Raw genomic sequence first — 15111 nt, 5'->3', positions numbered from 1 at the left:
CATGGTCGGCGCCCCAGCCGCCTTCGCTGGGCCGATCCCCGCGAGCGGGGCCCCTCGTCCTCGCGCTCATGCGGCGCCTCCCGTCAACGCCAGGTAGTGCGCACGCCGCAGCGGCGACAGCGCCAGCACCTGCGGTTCGCTCCAGCCGTAGGCCTGGGCGAGCTGGTGCACTGCGCGCAGCAGCGCGCGCGCACGGGCCTCGATCTCGTCCCACAGCAGCGCGGCCGCGTCGAGCTGGGCCAGGTCCTCCGTGCCGCAGGCCGCGCAGCGCAGCGCGAGCGCGAGGTCGGCCTGCGGGTCCAGCGCTTCCAGCGCCTGCTCGGCGGCCAGGCGCGCCGCGTCGTCCAGCGCGTCGGGCGTGCCGGCCAGCATGCAGCGCGCCAGCAGGCGGCGCGCGGCCTCTTCGGCCTGCAGCGCGGCGACGGCGGCCAGGTCGCGCAGGCTGGGCGCGCGCAGCCGCAGGCCGGCGGCCGTGGTTTCGCCCGGCACCGGCTCCGCGGGGGCCTCGGCCAGCAGGTCCCGCAGGTCCAGCGTGAAGCCCAGGCGCTCGCCGCAGTGGCGGCAGTCGGCATGGCCGTCCAGCCGCGTGCCGAAGCTGGCCACGCGCAGCCGCAGCAGCGCGTCGCCGACGGCGCCCAGCGGCCGGTCGGCGATGCTCTCGGGCGGCCAGTCGGGCCGCGCGGCGGCGGCCAGCAGCGCGGCGCGGTCCAGCGCATGGCGCGCCGCGCCGCGTTCCCACAGCGACAGCAGGGCGGTGTCGTCGAGCGCGCGCATGTCAGCGGCCTTTCACGCGCTCCACCCCTGCCGCTTCCCGCGCGGGAGAGGGGCCGGGCGTCGCGGGGTGGCGCAGGGCGGTTGCATGGCCTCAGGCCGGCTCGGTGAAGGACGGCTCGCTCGGCTCGGCCACGTCGTAGTCGCGCTCCCAGCCCTCGTTCTCCAGCTTCAGCGTCTGGATCGCGACGGCGTTGGCGTTGGCGTCCAGGTCCGGCAGCGCCTGGTACTCGGACACCCAGCAGCGGAACACCTTGTAGGCCAGCGCCAACTGGCCGGCCTCGTTGTAGACCTCGATGATCAGGTCCTTGCGGAAGTCCTTCAGCGAGACCTCGGCGCCCAGGCCCGAGCCGAAGTTCCAGACCTTGTTGGCCCACTTCTCGAACTCGGTGTCGTGCGTCACGCCGCGCTCCAGCGTGACGGCCTCGTACTTGGTGCGGCCGGGCGACTTGCGCGTGGTGGAGGGGTCGCCGCCCTCGCGGTGCTCCACCGGCTCGGTGCTGCGCTTGAGCGCGCCGACCTTGGAGATGCCGGCGACGTAGCGGCCGTCCCACTTGACGCGGAATTTGAAGTTCTTGTACGGGTCGAAGCGGGTCGCGTTGACGCTGAACTGTGCCATTTCAAGATCTCCGGTCTGTGGTGCACGGGGCCGTGCCGGCCTGGCGGGCGAGGTGCCGCCGGGGCCGGGGCGCCCGCGGAACGGGCCTGGCCCGGCCGCCGGGGGCGCCCCCTCGGGCGGGGCGCCGGCTGCACGACGTGGGCGAGGGACGCGGGCGGGCCATGTCTAGGTCTCGATCTGGCCGGCCATCTGCTGGATCCTGATGACCACGAACTCGGCGGGCTTGAGCGGCGCGAAGCCCACGACCACGTTGAGCACGCCGAGGTTGATGTCGGCCTGCGTCGTGGTCTGGCTGTCGCACTTGACGAAGTAGGCGTCGCGCGCCGAGGCGCCCTGGAACGCGCCCTGGCGGAACAGCCCCTGCATGAAGGCGCCGATGGACAGCCGCACCTGCGCCCACAGCGGCTCGTCGTTGGGCTCGAACACGGCCCACTGCGTGCCGCGGTACAGGCTTTCCTCCAGGAACAGCGCGAGCCGGCGCACCGGCAGGTACTTGTAGTCGTCGGCCGCGGCGTCGGCGCCGCGCAGCGTGCGCGCGCCCCAGACCACGCGGCCGTTGACGCCCATGCTGCGCAGGCAGTTGATGCCCAGCGGGTTGAGCTGGCCGTTCTGCAGGTCGTTCAGGTTGAGCTGCAGGTCCTGCACGCCGGCGATGGCGGCGTCCAGGCCGGCCGGCGCCTTCCACACGCCGCGCGCCACGTCGGTGCGGGCCATGATGCCGGCGATGGCGCCGCCGGGCGGGAAGGTGTCCACGCGGCTGTCGCGCAGCGGGTCGGCCATGCGCAGCGCCGGGAAGTACAGCGCCGCGTTGCGCGCGGCCGGGCCGCCGAGGTTCAGGTTCAGCCGGCCCTGCATCGCGTTGGGCAGCGCGTCGGCCACGGGGCTGGCCCAGGCCGGGTCGGGGTCGACCACCAGCAGCGCGCGGCGCTGCACGCACAGCGCCAGCGCCGCCTGCCAGACGTCGGGCGGCACCACGGTCCAGGACGAGGGCAGCGTGCTGGTGTCGCGCGCCAGCGGCGGGATCACGAGGATGTTGAACAGGTCGGCCGCGGCCAGCGCGTGGATGCCGGTCTGCGCGCCGGCGTTGCCGAGCAGGTCGGTGTTCTGCAGCGCGGCGCCGTCGCTGCCGCCGCTGGCGGCGGTCCAGGTCAGCGTGCCGTTGGCGGCCACGCCCGAGGCCGGCCGCTCGGTGGGCATGCTGCCCGAGACGCGCACGAAGGCCGATTCGCGCTCCAGCACCCGCGGCAGGTAGCGCGGGTCGGTGGCGTTCGTGGAGACCGCGCCCAGCGTCTCGGCCACGAACTCGTCGCGGCCCGCGCGCGGCTGCCAGCGCACGCGCAGGTTGAAGCGCGTGGCGTCGGTGGCGCCGCTGCCCAGCGCCAGGTCGGTGTCGTGGTCGACCAGGGCCGACAGCCGCTCGCCCCAGGCGCCGGCGCTGCTGGCCGCGAGCACGAGGTTGCCGCCGCCACCGCCGCCCGCCAGCGTGATCGTGGACGCGGCGGCGTCGCTGGCGGCCACGCGCACGACCAGCGCCAGCGCGCCGCCGTTCAGGTAGAAGTCGCGCACGGCATAGCTCATCGGGCTGGCCAGGTCCAGGCCGCCGAAGCGGCGCTCGTAGTCGGCGTAGCTGGTCAGCATGACCGGTTCGTTCACCGGTCCGGCGGCGGCGCGGCCGACGAAGGCCGTGATCGAGGTCGCGACGCCGGTCAGCGTGCGCACGCCGCTCGCGACTTCTTCCACGTAGACGCCTGGGTAGCTCAGGGCACTGGGCATGGATTCCCCCTTCATCGGTTGACGCTTCGAGAGCCCGCGGGCTCCGCCTGCTCATGCGCCCGGTGGGGCGGCGGCGCGGTACACCGTCTGCCCGTCGGGGCCGGTGGCGCATTCGATCTCGCCGCCGGCCGCCAGCAGCGCCAGCGCCGCAGCCACCGTTTCCGGCGTGCGGCCGGCCGGTAGCGGCCACCAGGCCGCGATGCCGGCCGCGGTGTCGCAGGCCTGCGGGTGCTGGCGCAGGTAGCGCCGCAGCGCCTGCGCCACCTGCGTCACCGCGTCCATGCCGTCGCACTGCACATTCGGCCACTCCAGGAAGCCCATGAGCGGTGGTCTGCGTCGCAGCATGCGTGCCATCCGCGGTGCAGGCGCAAGTGCTTGATCGGGAACGATGTTTTTCAGGGCGGCGGAAGCGCCCGTGTGCCGGCGCGCACGGCGCGGGCGGGGCGGCCGGCGGCAGCGGGGCCGTGTAGTCGCCGGCACGGCCGTGCGCGGATCGACACGGCCCGGCGCTGCCGCGCGGCGGCTACTGCGGGTGGCTCTTCACGCCGTACTTCTTGGCCAGCCGGCTCAGCGCGGCGCGCTCCACGCCGCTGCGGCGCGCGGCCTCGCTGATGTTGCCGGCCGTGCGCGCCAGCCAGTCCTCGACGAAGCAGCGCTCGGCCTGGTCGGCGGCGGCGCGCTTGGCGGCGCGCAGGTCCTGCGCCAGCGGCGGGGTGGCCGCGGCGCCGGCCGCCGCCGGCAGGGTGGCCAGTTCCGGCGCGCTGCGGCGCAGCTCGGGCACGCCGACCTCGGCGCCCGGGCAGACCACGTGGGCCTTCAGCAGCACGTGCTCGAGCTGGCGCACGTTGCCGGGCCAGCCGTAGGCGGCCAGCAGCGCCAGGCCCGGCGCGTCGATGCCGCGCGGCCGGCCGTCGGTGGCGTGCGCGGCCTTGGCCAGCAGGTGCGGCACCAGCAGCGGCAGGTCGTCCAGCCGCTCGCGCAGCGGCGGCAGCGCGACGCGGAACGCGTCCAGCCGGTACAGCAGGTCGTCGCGGAACGCGCGCGCGGCGGCCTGCCCGCGCAAGTCCACGTTGGAGGCGGCGACGATGCGCACGTCCGCGTGCAGCAGCTGGTTGCCGCCCAGCGCGCGGTAGCTGGAGTCCTGCAGGAAGCGCAGCAGCGCGCCCTGGCCGTGCGGCGACAGGGCCTCGACCTCGTCCAGGAACAGCGTGCCGCCCTCGGCCATGCGCACGAGGCCGGTGCGGGCCTGGCTGGCGTCGGTGAAGGCGCCGCGCGCGTGGCCGAACAGCTCGCTCTCGACCAGCGTGTCGGGCAGCGTGGCGCAGTTGACCGGGATGAACGGGCGGTGCCGCCGCGGGCTCAGGTAGTGCACGGCGCGCGCGACCAACTCCTTGCCGGTGCCGGTCTCGCCGTGGATCAGCAGCGGCGCGTTCCAGGCCGCGTACAGCCGCACCAGTTCCATCGCCTCGCGAAAGCGTACGCTGCGGCCGATCAGGTTGTGCGCCAGCGCGGCCTGGGCGCATGCCGCCGCCGGTGCGAGGTCCTCGTCTGCGCGCATGGCCGTCGTTCTCCACGGATTCGTCGCCGCTCGGACCGGCCATTGTGGACCGGGTCCCGTCGCGGTTCTGTTGCGATCTCGTTTTGTGACGGCTCCGGCGGCCCGGGGCAAGTGACTCCTGTCATGCGCGGCCCGATGCGGCCGCGCCCGTGGCTTACCAGGCGTGCAGCGCGTCGTCCGGGAAGCTGCCGTCCTTGACCGCGCGCACGTAGGCCGCCAGCGCGGCCTGGATGCCGCCGGCGCCCTCCATGAAGTTGCGCACGAACTTCGGCATGCGGCCCAGGTTCATGCCCAGCATGTCGTGCAGCACCAGCACCTGGCCGGCGGTGCCGCGGCCGGCGCCGATGCCGATCGTGGCGCAGTGCGCCAGCTCGGCCGTCAGCGCGGCGGCCAGCGCGGCCGGCACCATCTCCAGCACCAGCAGCGCGGCGCCGGCGTCCTGCAGCGCCAGGGCCTCGGCGCGCAGCCGGGCGGCGGCGGCCTCGCCCTTGCCCTGCACGCGGTAGCCGCCCAGCGCATGCACGGTCTGCGGCGTCAGCCCCAGGTGGGCGCAGACCGGGATGCCGCGCTCGACCAGGAAGCGCACGGCCTCCGTGGTCCAGCCGCCGCCCTCGAGCTTGACCATCTGCGCGCCGGCCTGCATCAGCACCGTGGCGCTGGCCAGCGCCTGCTCGCGCGACTGCTGGTAGCTGCCGAAGGGCAGGTCGGCGACCAGCCAGGCCGCGCCCTGGGCGCGCTGCAGGCCGCGCGCCACGCATTCGGTGTGGTGGCGCATGGTCTCCAGCGTCACCGGCACGGTGCTGGACAGGCCCTGGCAGACCATGCCGAGCGAGTCGCCGACCAGCAGGCAGTCCACGCCGGCGGCGTCGGCCACGGCCGCGAAGGTCGCGTCGTAGGCCGTCAGCATGGCGATCTTCTCGCCGCGCGCGTGCATCTCGGCCAGGCGCGGCAGGTGGACGGGCTTGCGCGCGGCCGCCGGCGGCTGCGCCGCGGCAGCGCCGTAGGGAGCGCCGGCCATGGTCAGGCGGCGGCCGGGCGGCTTGCGCCCGGCAGGTGGTCGGAAATCGCGCGGCGGGGCGCGGACGGCGGCAGCGTGCAGGGCATGGACGGGCCTTCCGAAAAAGGGGACAGGGCGCGGACCGCGGCGGACGGCGCGGCGCGGACGGGGGCCGCGCATGATAGTCGCGGCCCCTCCGGGCGCGCCGCACGCCCTCCGGGTGTGTGGCGTCCCTCCGGGCGCGCGGTGTCTCTTGGGGCGCGCGGCGTCCCTCCGGGCGCGGTGTCCCTCCGGGCGTACCGCACCCCTCCGGGCGTACGGCGCCGGCCCGGCGCGGCAGGTCGGGTCAGATGTCCACCGGCACCTTCAGCTGCGACAGCGGCACCAGCCCCTGGTCGCCGTCCTCGTAGACCAGGTAGACCACGCTGTCCACCAGGCTCCAGCACGCGGTGTAGCGCTGGCCCTGCAGCGTCGCCGTGGCGGTGCGGAACCGCGGGTGCACGGCCGGGTCGATGTGCTGCAGCACGGAACGGCTGGTGCAGGCGCCGTCGCGCAGGCGGATCGAATCCCGGCCCTGGTTGACGACGAGGTCGCCGGCGCCGGCCGGCGCGGCCACCAGGCCGGCCAGGGCCACGCACAGGGCGGACGACAGGGCATGGGCGCGCATGGCGGTCCTCCGGTACGCGCGGCGGATGCGCCGCGCCATGGATTGATTCTGGCCGGCGCGCGCGCCGGCGCTGTAGGACGCGGGCGGTCCGTGGCGCAGGGCATTGGGGCATGATCGGCGGTTTTCGTCCGCCGCCATGCCCGTCCTGTCGCCCCCTTCCGTCCGTCCCGTCTGGCTGACCGCCAACCTGGTCGCGCAGCTGGCGCTGGGCCTCCTGGCCATGACGATCTGCCTGCCCTCGATGCAGGCCTGGCCGGCCGAGTTCGGCGCCACGCAGGCCGAGGTGCAGCTGGGCTTCGGCGGCTACGTGGCCGCCTACGGCGTGTTCCAACTGGTGTACGGCGCGGTGTCCGACCGCATCGGCCGCAAGCCGGTGCTGCTGGCCGGGCTGGTGCTGGCGGCGGCCGGCTCGCTGGCCGCGGCGCTGGCCGACAGCCTGGCCGCGCTGAACCTGGCGCGCACCGTGCAGGGCGCCGGCTGCGCGGCCGGCATGGTGATCGGCCGCGCCATGGTGCAGGACCTGTTCACCGGCGCCGAGCGCACGCGGGTCATGGCCTTCGTCGGCATGATGATGGGCCTGTGCCCGCCGGCCGCGATGCTGCTGGGCGGCCAACTGCACGGCCGCCTGGGCTGGCAGGCCAACTTCGCGCTGATGGCGCTGCTGGCCGCGGCGCTGTTCGTGGCCGCCTGGCGCTGGCTGCCGGCCGCGCGGACGCCGCGGCCCGGCACGGGCGGCGGCCTGGCCGCACTGCTGGGCGGCTATGGGCGGCTGGCGCGCGCGCCCTCGTTCGTGCTGCACGTGGCCGTCCTGGCGGCCACGGCCGCGATGTTCTACACCTTCCTCGGCGGCGCGCCCATCGTGCTGGCCGGCTACGGCGTGGGGCCCGAGCGCGTGGGCCTGTACGTGATGGCGCCGCCGCTGGCCTACGTGGCCGGCAACCTGCTGACGCAGCGCCTGGTGCGCGCGGGCCGGAGCGACCGCTTCCTGATGGCGGCGGGCCAGGCCGTCACGCTGGCCGGGCCGCTGGCGGTGCTGGCGCTGGGCCTGGCCGGCGTGCGCACGCCGCTGGCACTGGCGTTGCCGATGCTGTGCATGGGCATCGGCCACGGCCTGCTGCTGCCGCCCACGCTGACCGGCACGGTGGGCCTGGTGCCGGCGCTGGCCGGCTCGGCCGCCGCGGTGGCCGGGCTGATGCAGCAATTGCTCGGCGCCGTGGGCGGCTTCGTCGTCGGCCTGGTGCCGATGGACGGGCCGGTCGGCCTGGCGCTGCTGATGCTGGGCTGGGCGCTGGCCGGGGTGGCGCCGCTCGCGCTGCTGCTGGGCGGGGCGCGCCGGCGCGCGTCCGGCGGCGCGTAGGGGCGGCCGCAGCGCCGGCCGCCAGGGCCGTCCGCCCGCGGTGCTGCCCTGGGCGCGGTCGCGCAGGACGTCGCGGCCCGCAAGGCGCCGGTGGCACGCCTGTCGCACGATGCACGCACGGCATGACGCGCTGCCCTGGCCCGCCCCGCCGCCTGGTGTTTCACGACCGCCTGGCGCACGCGCTGGCGGCCGCGCGCCAGCACGGCACCTGGCCGCCGCGCTGCCCATGGACCTGGATGGCTGCAAGCCCCGTCGACGACGGCCGCGGCCGTGCCGCCGGCGATGCGCTGGCGGGGCGGGAAATGCAGCGGGCAGTCGCTGGGCGAAAGCGACGGTGGCGGGCGGCCGCCCCGAACGTCCCCGAGATCGAGGTGCGAAAAGGTGCCGCGGCCGTTGGTCAGAAGCTGATCTGCACCGACGCCGCGCTGCGCTGCGCCGGCCCGTGGAACACGGCTTCGACGTTGTTGCCGTCCGGGTCGAGCACGAAGGCCGCGTAGTAGCCGGGGTGGTAGGGCCGCTCGCCGGGCGCGCCGTTGTCCCGGCCGCCGTGGGCCAGCGCGGCCTGGTGGAAGGCGTCGACCATCGCGCGGTCCCGGGCCTGGAAGGCCAGGTGGTGGCGGCCGGTCAGCCGGCCCTGGGCGGCCTGGCTGTCGGCGCTGGAGACGAACAGCTCGTCGGCCCAGAAGTAGCCCTCGCCGCTGCCGCCCAGCGGGACGCCGAGCGCAGCGAGCACGGCCGTGTAGAAGGCGCGGCTGGCAGGCAGGTCGCGCACCACCAGCTGGAGGTGGTCGATCAGCCGGCCGCGGTGCAGTTCGTTCGTTTCCATGGGGGCTCCGGGGGGTGGGCGGCCCGGCAGGTTACACCGCGGCGGCGGCCGCGCGGCGCCGGCCCCACCAGCGGGCGGCCCGCGGCAGCAGCAGCACGGCCAGCACGACGACCAGCAGCGCCAGCGACATCGGCCGCTGCAGGAACACCATCGGGCTGCCTTCGCCGATGGACAGCGCGTTGCGCAGCTGCGCCTCGGCCAGCGGCCCCAGGATCATGCCGACCAGCACCGGCGCCGTCGGGAAGCCGAAGCGCCGCATCGCCACGCCCACCAGCGCGATGCCGTACAGCAGGAACAGGTCGAACGCGCTCTGGCGCATGCCGTAGGCGCCGACGGTGGAGAAGATCAGGATGCCGGCGTACAGCTGCGGCTTGGGCACCCGCAGCAGCCGCACCCACAGGCCCACCATCGGCAGGTTCAGCACCAGCAGCATCAGGTTGCCGATGTAGAGCGAGGCGATCAGCGCCCAGACCAGCGCCGCGGCCGTGGTGAACAGCTGCGGGCCGGGCTGGATGCCGTAGTTCTGGAACGCGCCGAGCAGGATGGCGGTGGTGTTGCTGGTCGGGATGCCCAGCGTCAGCAGCGGGATCAGCGCGGTGGTCACGGTGGCGTTGTTGGCGGCCTCGGGGCCGGCCACGCCTTCGATCGCGCCGCTGGTGCCGAACTCGGCCCTGGCCTGCGGGTCCCGGGCCAGCTTCTTCTCGGCCGCGTAGGAGAGGAAGGTCGGGATCTCGGTGCCGCCGGCCGGGATGCAGCCGAACGGCGCGCCGATGACGGTGCCGCGCAGCCAGGCCGGGATCGAGCGCCTCCAGTCGCGCGCCGTCATGTGCACGCGGCTGAGCGCGTTCTGCGTCTCGGCCTGGCGGCCCTCGTACAGCGCGGCGTACAGCACCTCGGCCACGGCGAACAGGCCCACGGCCACCAGCACGATCTCGATGCCGTCCAGCAGCTCCGGGATGTTGCCGACGTAGCGGCCCTGGCCGGAGATCTGGTCCATGCCGACGCAGCCGACGGCCAGGCCGATGAACAGCGCCGCCATGCCGCGCAGCGTGCTCTGCCCCAGCACCGCGCTGACGGTGGTGAAGGCCAGCAGCATCAGCATGAAGTACTCGGGCGGGCCGAGCCGGACCGCGAACTCGGCCACGCCGGGCGCGAACAGCGTGACCACGACGGTGGCGATGGTGCCGGCCACGAAGGAGCCGATCGCCGCCGTGGCCAGCGCCGCGCCGGCGCGGCCGCTCTTGGCCATCTTGTTGCCTTCGAGCGCGGTGACCATGGAGCTGGTCTCGCCCGGCGTGTTCAGCAGGATCGAGGTGGTCGAGCCGCCGTACATCGCGCCGTAGTAGATGCCGGAGAAGAAGATCATCGAGGCCGTGACCTCGACCTTGCCGGTGATCGGCAGCAGCATGGCCACGGCCACCGCCGGGCCGATGCCGGGCAGCACGCCGACGGCCGTGCCCAGCGCGCAGCCGACCAGGCACCACAGCAGGTTGCTGAAGCTGACGGCCTGCGCGAAGCCGTGGAGCAGTGCGTCGAAGATGTCCATGTCAGAGCCAGCCGGTCCCGGTCAGGCCGGGCAGGTTGATCGCCAGGAACTGTGTGAACATCCAGTAGACCGGCGCGGCGATCGCCAGGCCGGTGAGCAGGTCGAGCGCCCAGGTGCGCGGCCGGCCCGCGATCGGCTGGCCGGCCGCGCGGCGCAGGCCCTGCACCGCCAGCAGGTAGCACAGCGCGCAGCCGAGCACGAAGCCCACGCGCTCGATCAGCGCCGCGTTCAGCAGCAAGCCGGCGGACACCCAGACGAAGCTGCCGCGGTTGGGCGGCACGCCGTCGGGCGGGTCCATCTCGCGGTAGCCGCCGGTGCAGGCCTCGCGCAGCAGCAGCACGCCGCACAGCACCAGCGCGCCGGCGCACAGCAGCGGCAGGAAGTTCGGCCCCACGCCGCCATAGCCGGCGGCGGACGGGATGTCCAGCGCGCCCCAGCCCATGGCCAGGCCGGTCGCCAGCACCGCCAGGCTGACCAGCGCCTGCGGCGTGTTGCGGGCGCCGGCCATCACACCATGCCGGACTTGGCCATGATCGCGCGCAGCGACGCGAACTCGTCGTCGACGAACTTGTCGAACTCCGGCCCGGTCAGCACCGCGGGCGTCCAGTCGTTCTTCTTCAGCGCCTCCTGCCAGGAGGCGCTCTTGAGCGCGGCCAGCACCATGTCGGTCAGCGCCTTGCGCTGCGCGGCCGACAGCGCCGGCGCGCCGTACACGCCGCGCCAGTTGCCCAGCACCACGTCGATGCCCTGCTCCTTCAGCGTGGGGACGGCGCTGCCGGCCAGGCGCTCGGGCGAGGTCACGCCGATGGCGCGCATCTTGCCGTCGGCGATGTAGGGCGCGAACTCGCTCATGCCGCTGCCGCCGATGCTGACGTTGCCGCCCAGGATGGCGGCCGTGGCCTCGCCGCCGCCGCGGAAGGCCACGTAGTTGATCCGCGACGGGTCGACGCCGACCCTCTGGGCGATCATGGCCGCGGCGATGTGCTCGGTGGCGCCGCGCGAGCCGCCGCCCCACTTGACGCTGCCCGGGTCCTTCTTGAGCTGGGCCACCACGTCGGCCATGGTCTTGAACGGCGAATTGGCCGGCAGCACGAACACGTTGTACTCGCTGGTCAGCCGCGCGATCGGCGTGGCCTGCGACAGGTTCACCGGCGGCTTGCCGGTGATGATGCCGCCCAGCATCACGGCGCCCATGACCATCAGCGCGGTCGGGTCGTTCTTCGCGCCGTTCACGAACTGGGCCAGGCCCAGCGCGCCGGCGGCGCCGCCCTTGTTGTCGTAGCTCACGGTGCCGGCGACCTTGGCGTCCACCAGCGCCTTGCCGAGCGCGCGGCCGGTGATGTCCCAGCCGCCGCCGGGGTTGGCCGGGATCATCATCTTCACGTTGGGCGCGGACTGCGCGAAGGCCGGCGTCGCGCCGGCGGCGCAGAACGCGGCGAGGGTCTTCAGAAAGGTGTCGCGGCGCATGGAGTCTCCTGTGGCGTGGTGGGTGGCGGGCCGGCCCGGGGCGGGCCCGGCCGATCCATGATCGCATGGCTATCATGCGGCGTGCTCCTGTCGTTCGGCTGTCCGCCGGCCTGGGAGAAACACCAATGAAGCTGCTGCTGATCGAGGACGATCCCGCCATGCAGGCCACGCTGCAGCGCGCGCTCGGGCGCCGGCAGATCGACGTGCGCCTGTGCGGCGACGGCGCGCAGGCGCTGGCCCAGTGGCAGCAGCTGCGCCCGGACGTGGTGGCGCTGGACCTGAGCCTGCCGGGCCGCGACGGCCTGCAGGTGCTGGCCGACGCCCGCGCCGGCGGCCTGCACACGCCGGTGCTGCTGCTGACCGCGCGCGGCACCGTCGGCGACCGGGTGCTGGGCCTGAACGCCGGTGCCGACGACTACCTGCCCAAGCCCTTCGACCTGGACGAGCTGGAGGCGCGGCTGCGCGCGTTGCGCCGGCGCCAGGCCGGCGCGGCCGAGCCCTGGCCCGAGGTCGGCGGGCTGCGGCTGGAGCCCGACAGCGGCGCTGTCTACCTGCGCGGCGAGGTGCTGGAGCTGACGCCGCGCGAGGCCGCGCTGCTGCGCGCGCTGATGGCGCGGCCCGGCCATGCGGTGGCCAAAGACCGGCTGCTCGCGCTGGTGTTCCCCGGCCAGTGCGACGTGCAGGCCGACGCCGTCGAGGTCGTCGCCTACCGGCTGCGCAAGAAGCTGGCCGGCAGCGGCGCCAGCCTGGTCACGCTGCGCGGGCTGGGCTACCTGCTCAAGGCTCCTCCGGCATGAGGCGGCGACGCAAGCCGGCGGCGGCCCGCACCTCGCTGCGCTTTCGGCTGCTGCTGGGGCTGCTGGTGCCACTGACGCTGTTCATCGCGGCCAACAGCGTCAGCGTCTACCACCAGGCGCTGGGCGCGGCCACCACGGCCTACGACCGCACGCTGCTGGCCTCGGCCAAGACCATCGGCGAGCAACTGGAGGTGCAGGGCTACGACGAGCTGGCCGAACTGAGCGCCACGGTGCCGTATTCCGCGCTGGAGGCCTTCGAGGCCGACAACCACAGCCGCATCTACTACCGCGTGTCGCGGCGCGACGGCGAGATGATCTCCGGCTTCGCCGAGCTGCCGTTCTGGCGCGGCACGCTGCCCGCGCGCCCGCCCTATGCGGCGCTGGTGGACTTCTACGACGCCCAGTACCGCGGCCAGCCGGTGCGCATGGCCGTGCTGCTGCAGCCGGTGGCCAGCGCGCACGGCCTGGGCGTGGCGGTGGTGCAGGTGGCCGAGACGCTGGAGCTGCGCGAGGCGCTGGCCCGCCGCCTGCTGCTGGACATGCTGTGGCGCCACCTGCTGCTGCTGGCCGTGGTGGCCGCCAGCACCGTGTTCGTGGTGCAGTGCGCCACGCGCCCGGTGCGCGCGCTCGGCCAGGCCATCGAGGCGCGCGCGGCCGACGACCTGTCGCCGATCCGGACCGCCGACGTGCCGCGCGAGCTGGTGCCGCTGGTCCATGCGATGACGTCCGTGATGGGCCGCCTGCAGCGCCTGCTGGACCACCAGAAGCGCTTCGTGCGCGATGCCTCGCACCAGCTGCGCACGCCGCTGGCCGTGCTGAAGGCCCAGGTGCAGTCGGCCCGGCGCGGCGACGCGCCGCCGCAGCAGGCGCTGGCCGAGATCGGCCAGACCGTGGAGCGCGCGACCGCGCTGGCCAACCAGATGCTGGCGATGGCCCGGGTCGAGCAGCTGCGCCAGCAGTCCGAATCCGAGGTGCTGGACCTGGCCGAGGCGGTGCGTGCGGTGGCGCTGGACGTGGCGCCGCTGCTGGCCGAGAAGGAGCTGGATTTCTCGCTGCAGGCCGAGCCCGTGCCGGTGCGCGCGCACCGCTGGATGCTGCAGGAACTGGCGCGCAACCTGCTGCACAACGCCGCGCGCCACAGCCCGGCCGGTGCGCCGCTGCGGGTCGAGGTCGCCCTGGAGGACGGCCGGCCCGTGCTGCGCGTGGCCGACAGCGGCCCCGGCATCCCCGACGAACTGCGCCAGCGCCTGTTCACGCCGTTCGCGGCCGGCGACGTGGCGCACGGCTCCGGCCTGGGGCTGGCGATCTGCCGCGAGATCGTGCAGGCGCTGGGCGGCACGCTGTCGATGGACAACCGGATCGCGCCCGACGGCCGCACGCTGGGGCTGGACGCGACCGTCCGGCTGCCGGCCGCGCACGACGCCGCCGCGCCGCAGGACGCGTGCTGAAGCGCCGGTCCTGTGCCGGGGCGCGATGGTTCAGTGCGCGGCGCTGGCCTTGCGCAGGATCGCGTACAGCTCGTCCTTCAGCGCCAGCTTCTCCTTCTTGAGGTTCTCGATCTCCACCGGCCCGCCGGGCTCGATGTGGGATTCCATGTTCTTGATCCGCTGGTCGAGCGCGTTGTGCTTGTCGAACAGGTGCAGGAAGCGGTTGTCGCTGGTTTTGAGCTGGGTGATCAGTTCGCGGTATTCAGGGAACATGCGGTCTCCGTTGGCGGGCCGGGCGGACCCCGGCCCCATGGACACTGTAGCGCCGCGCGGCCCGGGCGGGTAGACGCAGGTCAAGGTTCGCGGCCGCTGGCGGCGGGTGGTACAAGGACGGCCCGCGTTTTGCCGCTCCCGGAGTTCCCATGCCACGCTTCGCCGCCAATCTCAGCATGATGTACCACGAACATGCGTTCCTGGACCGCTTCGCGGCGGCGGCCGGGGACGGCTTCGCCGGCGTGGAGTTCCTGTTCCCCTATGCCTTCGACGCGCGCGAGATCGCGGCCCGGCTGGTCGACGCCGGGCTCGAACAGGTGTTGTTCAACGCCCCGCCGGGCGACTTCGAGGCCGGCGAGCGCGGCCTGGCCGCGCTGCCGGAGCGCGAAGCCGAGTTCCGCAGCGGCTTCGCGCAAGCGCTCGACTACGCCGAACGGCTCGGCTGCCCGCGCCTGCACGTGATGGCCGGCCTGGTGCCCGCCGGCGCCGACCCGGCCCGGCTGCACGACCAGTACTGCCGCAACCTGTCCTGGGCCGCCGAGCAGGCCCGCGCGGCCGGCCGCACCGTGCTGATCGAGCCGATCAACGGGCGCGACATGCCGGGCTACTTCCTGCAGCGCCAGGAGCAGGCCCATGCCGTGGTCGAGGCCGTCGGCAGCGCCGGCCTGGCCGTGCAGATGGACCTGTACCACTGCCAGATCGTCGAGGGCGACCTGGAGACCAAGCTGCGCCGCTACCTGCCGACCGGCCGCGTCGGCCACATCCAGATCGCCGGCGTGCCGGCGCGGCACGAGCCCGACACCGGCGAGCTGAACTATCCGCACCTGTTCGGCGTGCTCGATGCGCTGGGCTACGCGGGCTGGGTCGGCTGCGAATACCGGCCCGCATCGGGCACCCGCGCCGGCCTGGGCTGGCTTCGGCGGGCGCTCGCTGACGGGCGCTGAGGCCCTGCGCGGAGGCCGGCGCGCGGCGCACCAGGCGCCCCGGCCCGCCGATCCAGGGCCGGCCGCCGTGAACAAGTGGCTGGGCGCAT

The 15111-nt window shown here is 74.5% G+C and carries 16 protein-coding genes; 4 read left to right on the top strand and 12 right to left on the bottom strand.

Annotated elements, in window-relative coordinates; all coding sequences use genetic code 11:
* Positions 1-66 precede the first annotated feature (66 nt).
* The 7 genes from QM782_RS06225 to QM782_RS06195 form a co-directional block, all read right to left on the bottom strand.
* Entirely contained in the window at positions 67-774 is a 708-nt protein-coding gene (locus QM782_RS06225) for a hypothetical protein (protein ID WP_415202044.1), read from the bottom strand.
* A 91-nt stretch (positions 775-865) separates the two neighbouring features.
* Complete coding sequence (locus tag QM782_RS06220; RefSeq protein ID WP_415202043.1) at positions 866-1390, bottom strand: phage tail protein; 525 nt, start codon at positions 1388-1390, stop codon at positions 866-868.
* 165 nt (positions 1391-1555) lie between these two features.
* A complete protein-coding gene (locus tag QM782_RS06215; protein ID WP_415202042.1) occupies positions 1556-3163 on the bottom strand; it encodes a phage tail sheath family protein in 1608 nt (535 codons plus the stop codon).
* Between the two features lie 51 nt (positions 3164-3214).
* Positions 3215-3508 carry a hypothetical protein gene (locus QM782_RS06210; RefSeq protein ID WP_415202041.1) on the bottom strand — a complete coding sequence of 98 codons (294 nt, stop codon included), beginning with the start codon at positions 3506-3508 and terminating at the stop codon, positions 3215-3217.
* A gap of 178 nt (positions 3509-3686) precedes the next feature.
* Complete coding sequence (locus QM782_RS06205) at positions 3687-4721, bottom strand: sigma 54-interacting transcriptional regulator (protein ID WP_415202040.1); 1035 nt, start codon at positions 4719-4721, stop codon at positions 3687-3689.
* A gap of 154 nt (positions 4722-4875) precedes the next feature.
* On the bottom strand, positions 4876-5739 hold the full coding sequence (gene panB, locus QM782_RS06200) for a 3-methyl-2-oxobutanoate hydroxymethyltransferase (RefSeq protein WP_415202039.1): 864 nt from the start codon (positions 5737-5739) through the stop codon (positions 4876-4878).
* Positions 5740-6064: 325 nt separating this feature from the next.
* On the bottom strand, positions 6065-6385 hold the full coding sequence (locus QM782_RS06195) for a hypothetical protein (RefSeq protein ID WP_415202038.1): 321 nt from the start codon (positions 6383-6385) through the stop codon (positions 6065-6067).
* 136 nt (positions 6386-6521) lie between these two features.
* Between QM782_RS06195 and QM782_RS06190 the strand changes: the two genes are divergently transcribed.
* Positions 6522-7742 (top strand): MFS transporter, encoded by a 1221-nt coding sequence (locus tag QM782_RS06190; protein WP_415202037.1) that lies wholly within the window; start codon positions 6522-6524, stop codon positions 7740-7742.
* 397 nt (positions 7743-8139) lie between these two features.
* Here QM782_RS06190 and QM782_RS06185 read toward each other — a convergent pair whose 3' ends face one another.
* The 4 genes from QM782_RS06185 to QM782_RS06170 are packed head-to-tail and all read right to left on the bottom strand — an operon-like array spanning position 8140 to position 11581.
* Entirely contained in the window at positions 8140-8568 is a 429-nt protein-coding gene (locus tag QM782_RS06185) for a VOC family protein (RefSeq protein WP_415202036.1), read from the bottom strand.
* Between the two features lie 31 nt (positions 8569-8599).
* Entirely contained in the window at positions 8600-10114 is a 1515-nt protein-coding gene (locus QM782_RS06180; RefSeq protein ID WP_415202035.1) for a tripartite tricarboxylate transporter permease, read from the bottom strand.
* Position 10115: 1 nt separating this feature from the next.
* Positions 10116-10622: a tripartite tricarboxylate transporter TctB family protein gene (locus QM782_RS06175; RefSeq protein ID WP_415202034.1), complete on the bottom strand. Its 507-nt coding sequence runs from the start codon at positions 10620-10622 to the stop codon at positions 10116-10118.
* Positions 10622-11581 (bottom strand): Bug family tripartite tricarboxylate transporter substrate binding protein, encoded by a 960-nt coding sequence (locus tag QM782_RS06170; RefSeq protein WP_415202033.1) that lies wholly within the window; start codon positions 11579-11581, stop codon positions 10622-10624. The genes QM782_RS06175 and QM782_RS06170 overlap by 1 nt, the downstream gene beginning before the upstream one ends.
* Positions 11582-11706: 125 nt before the next feature.
* Here QM782_RS06170 and QM782_RS06165 point away from each other — a divergent pair, with 125 nt between their 5' ends.
* Positions 11707-12378, top strand: a complete 672-nt coding sequence (locus tag QM782_RS06165) for a response regulator transcription factor (RefSeq protein ID WP_415202032.1) — start codon at positions 11707-11709, stop codon at positions 12376-12378.
* Positions 12375-13826, top strand: a complete 1452-nt coding sequence (locus QM782_RS06160; protein ID WP_415202031.1) for a sensor histidine kinase — start codon at positions 12375-12377, stop codon at positions 13824-13826. The genes QM782_RS06165 and QM782_RS06160 overlap by 4 nt, the downstream gene beginning before the upstream one ends.
* A gap of 30 nt (positions 13827-13856) precedes the next feature.
* Here the strand turns inward: QM782_RS06160 and QM782_RS06155 are convergent, their stop codons facing one another.
* Entirely contained in the window at positions 13857-14078 is a 222-nt protein-coding gene (locus QM782_RS06155) for a YdcH family protein (protein WP_415202030.1), read from the bottom strand.
* Between the two features lie 149 nt (positions 14079-14227).
* Between QM782_RS06155 and otnI the strand changes: the two genes are divergently transcribed.
* On the top strand, positions 14228-15022 hold the full coding sequence (gene otnI / locus QM782_RS06150; RefSeq protein ID WP_415202029.1) for a 2-oxo-tetronate isomerase: 795 nt from the start codon (positions 14228-14230) through the stop codon (positions 15020-15022).
* The last annotated feature ends 89 nt before the right edge of the window (positions 15023-15111 follow it).

This window comes from Pseudorhodoferax sp., assembly GCF_047601025.1.
In the GTDB taxonomy this organism is placed as follows: Bacteria; Pseudomonadota; Gammaproteobacteria; order Burkholderiales; family Burkholderiaceae_C; genus Pseudorhodoferax.
This window is presented reverse-complemented; position numbering and strand designations above follow the sequence as displayed.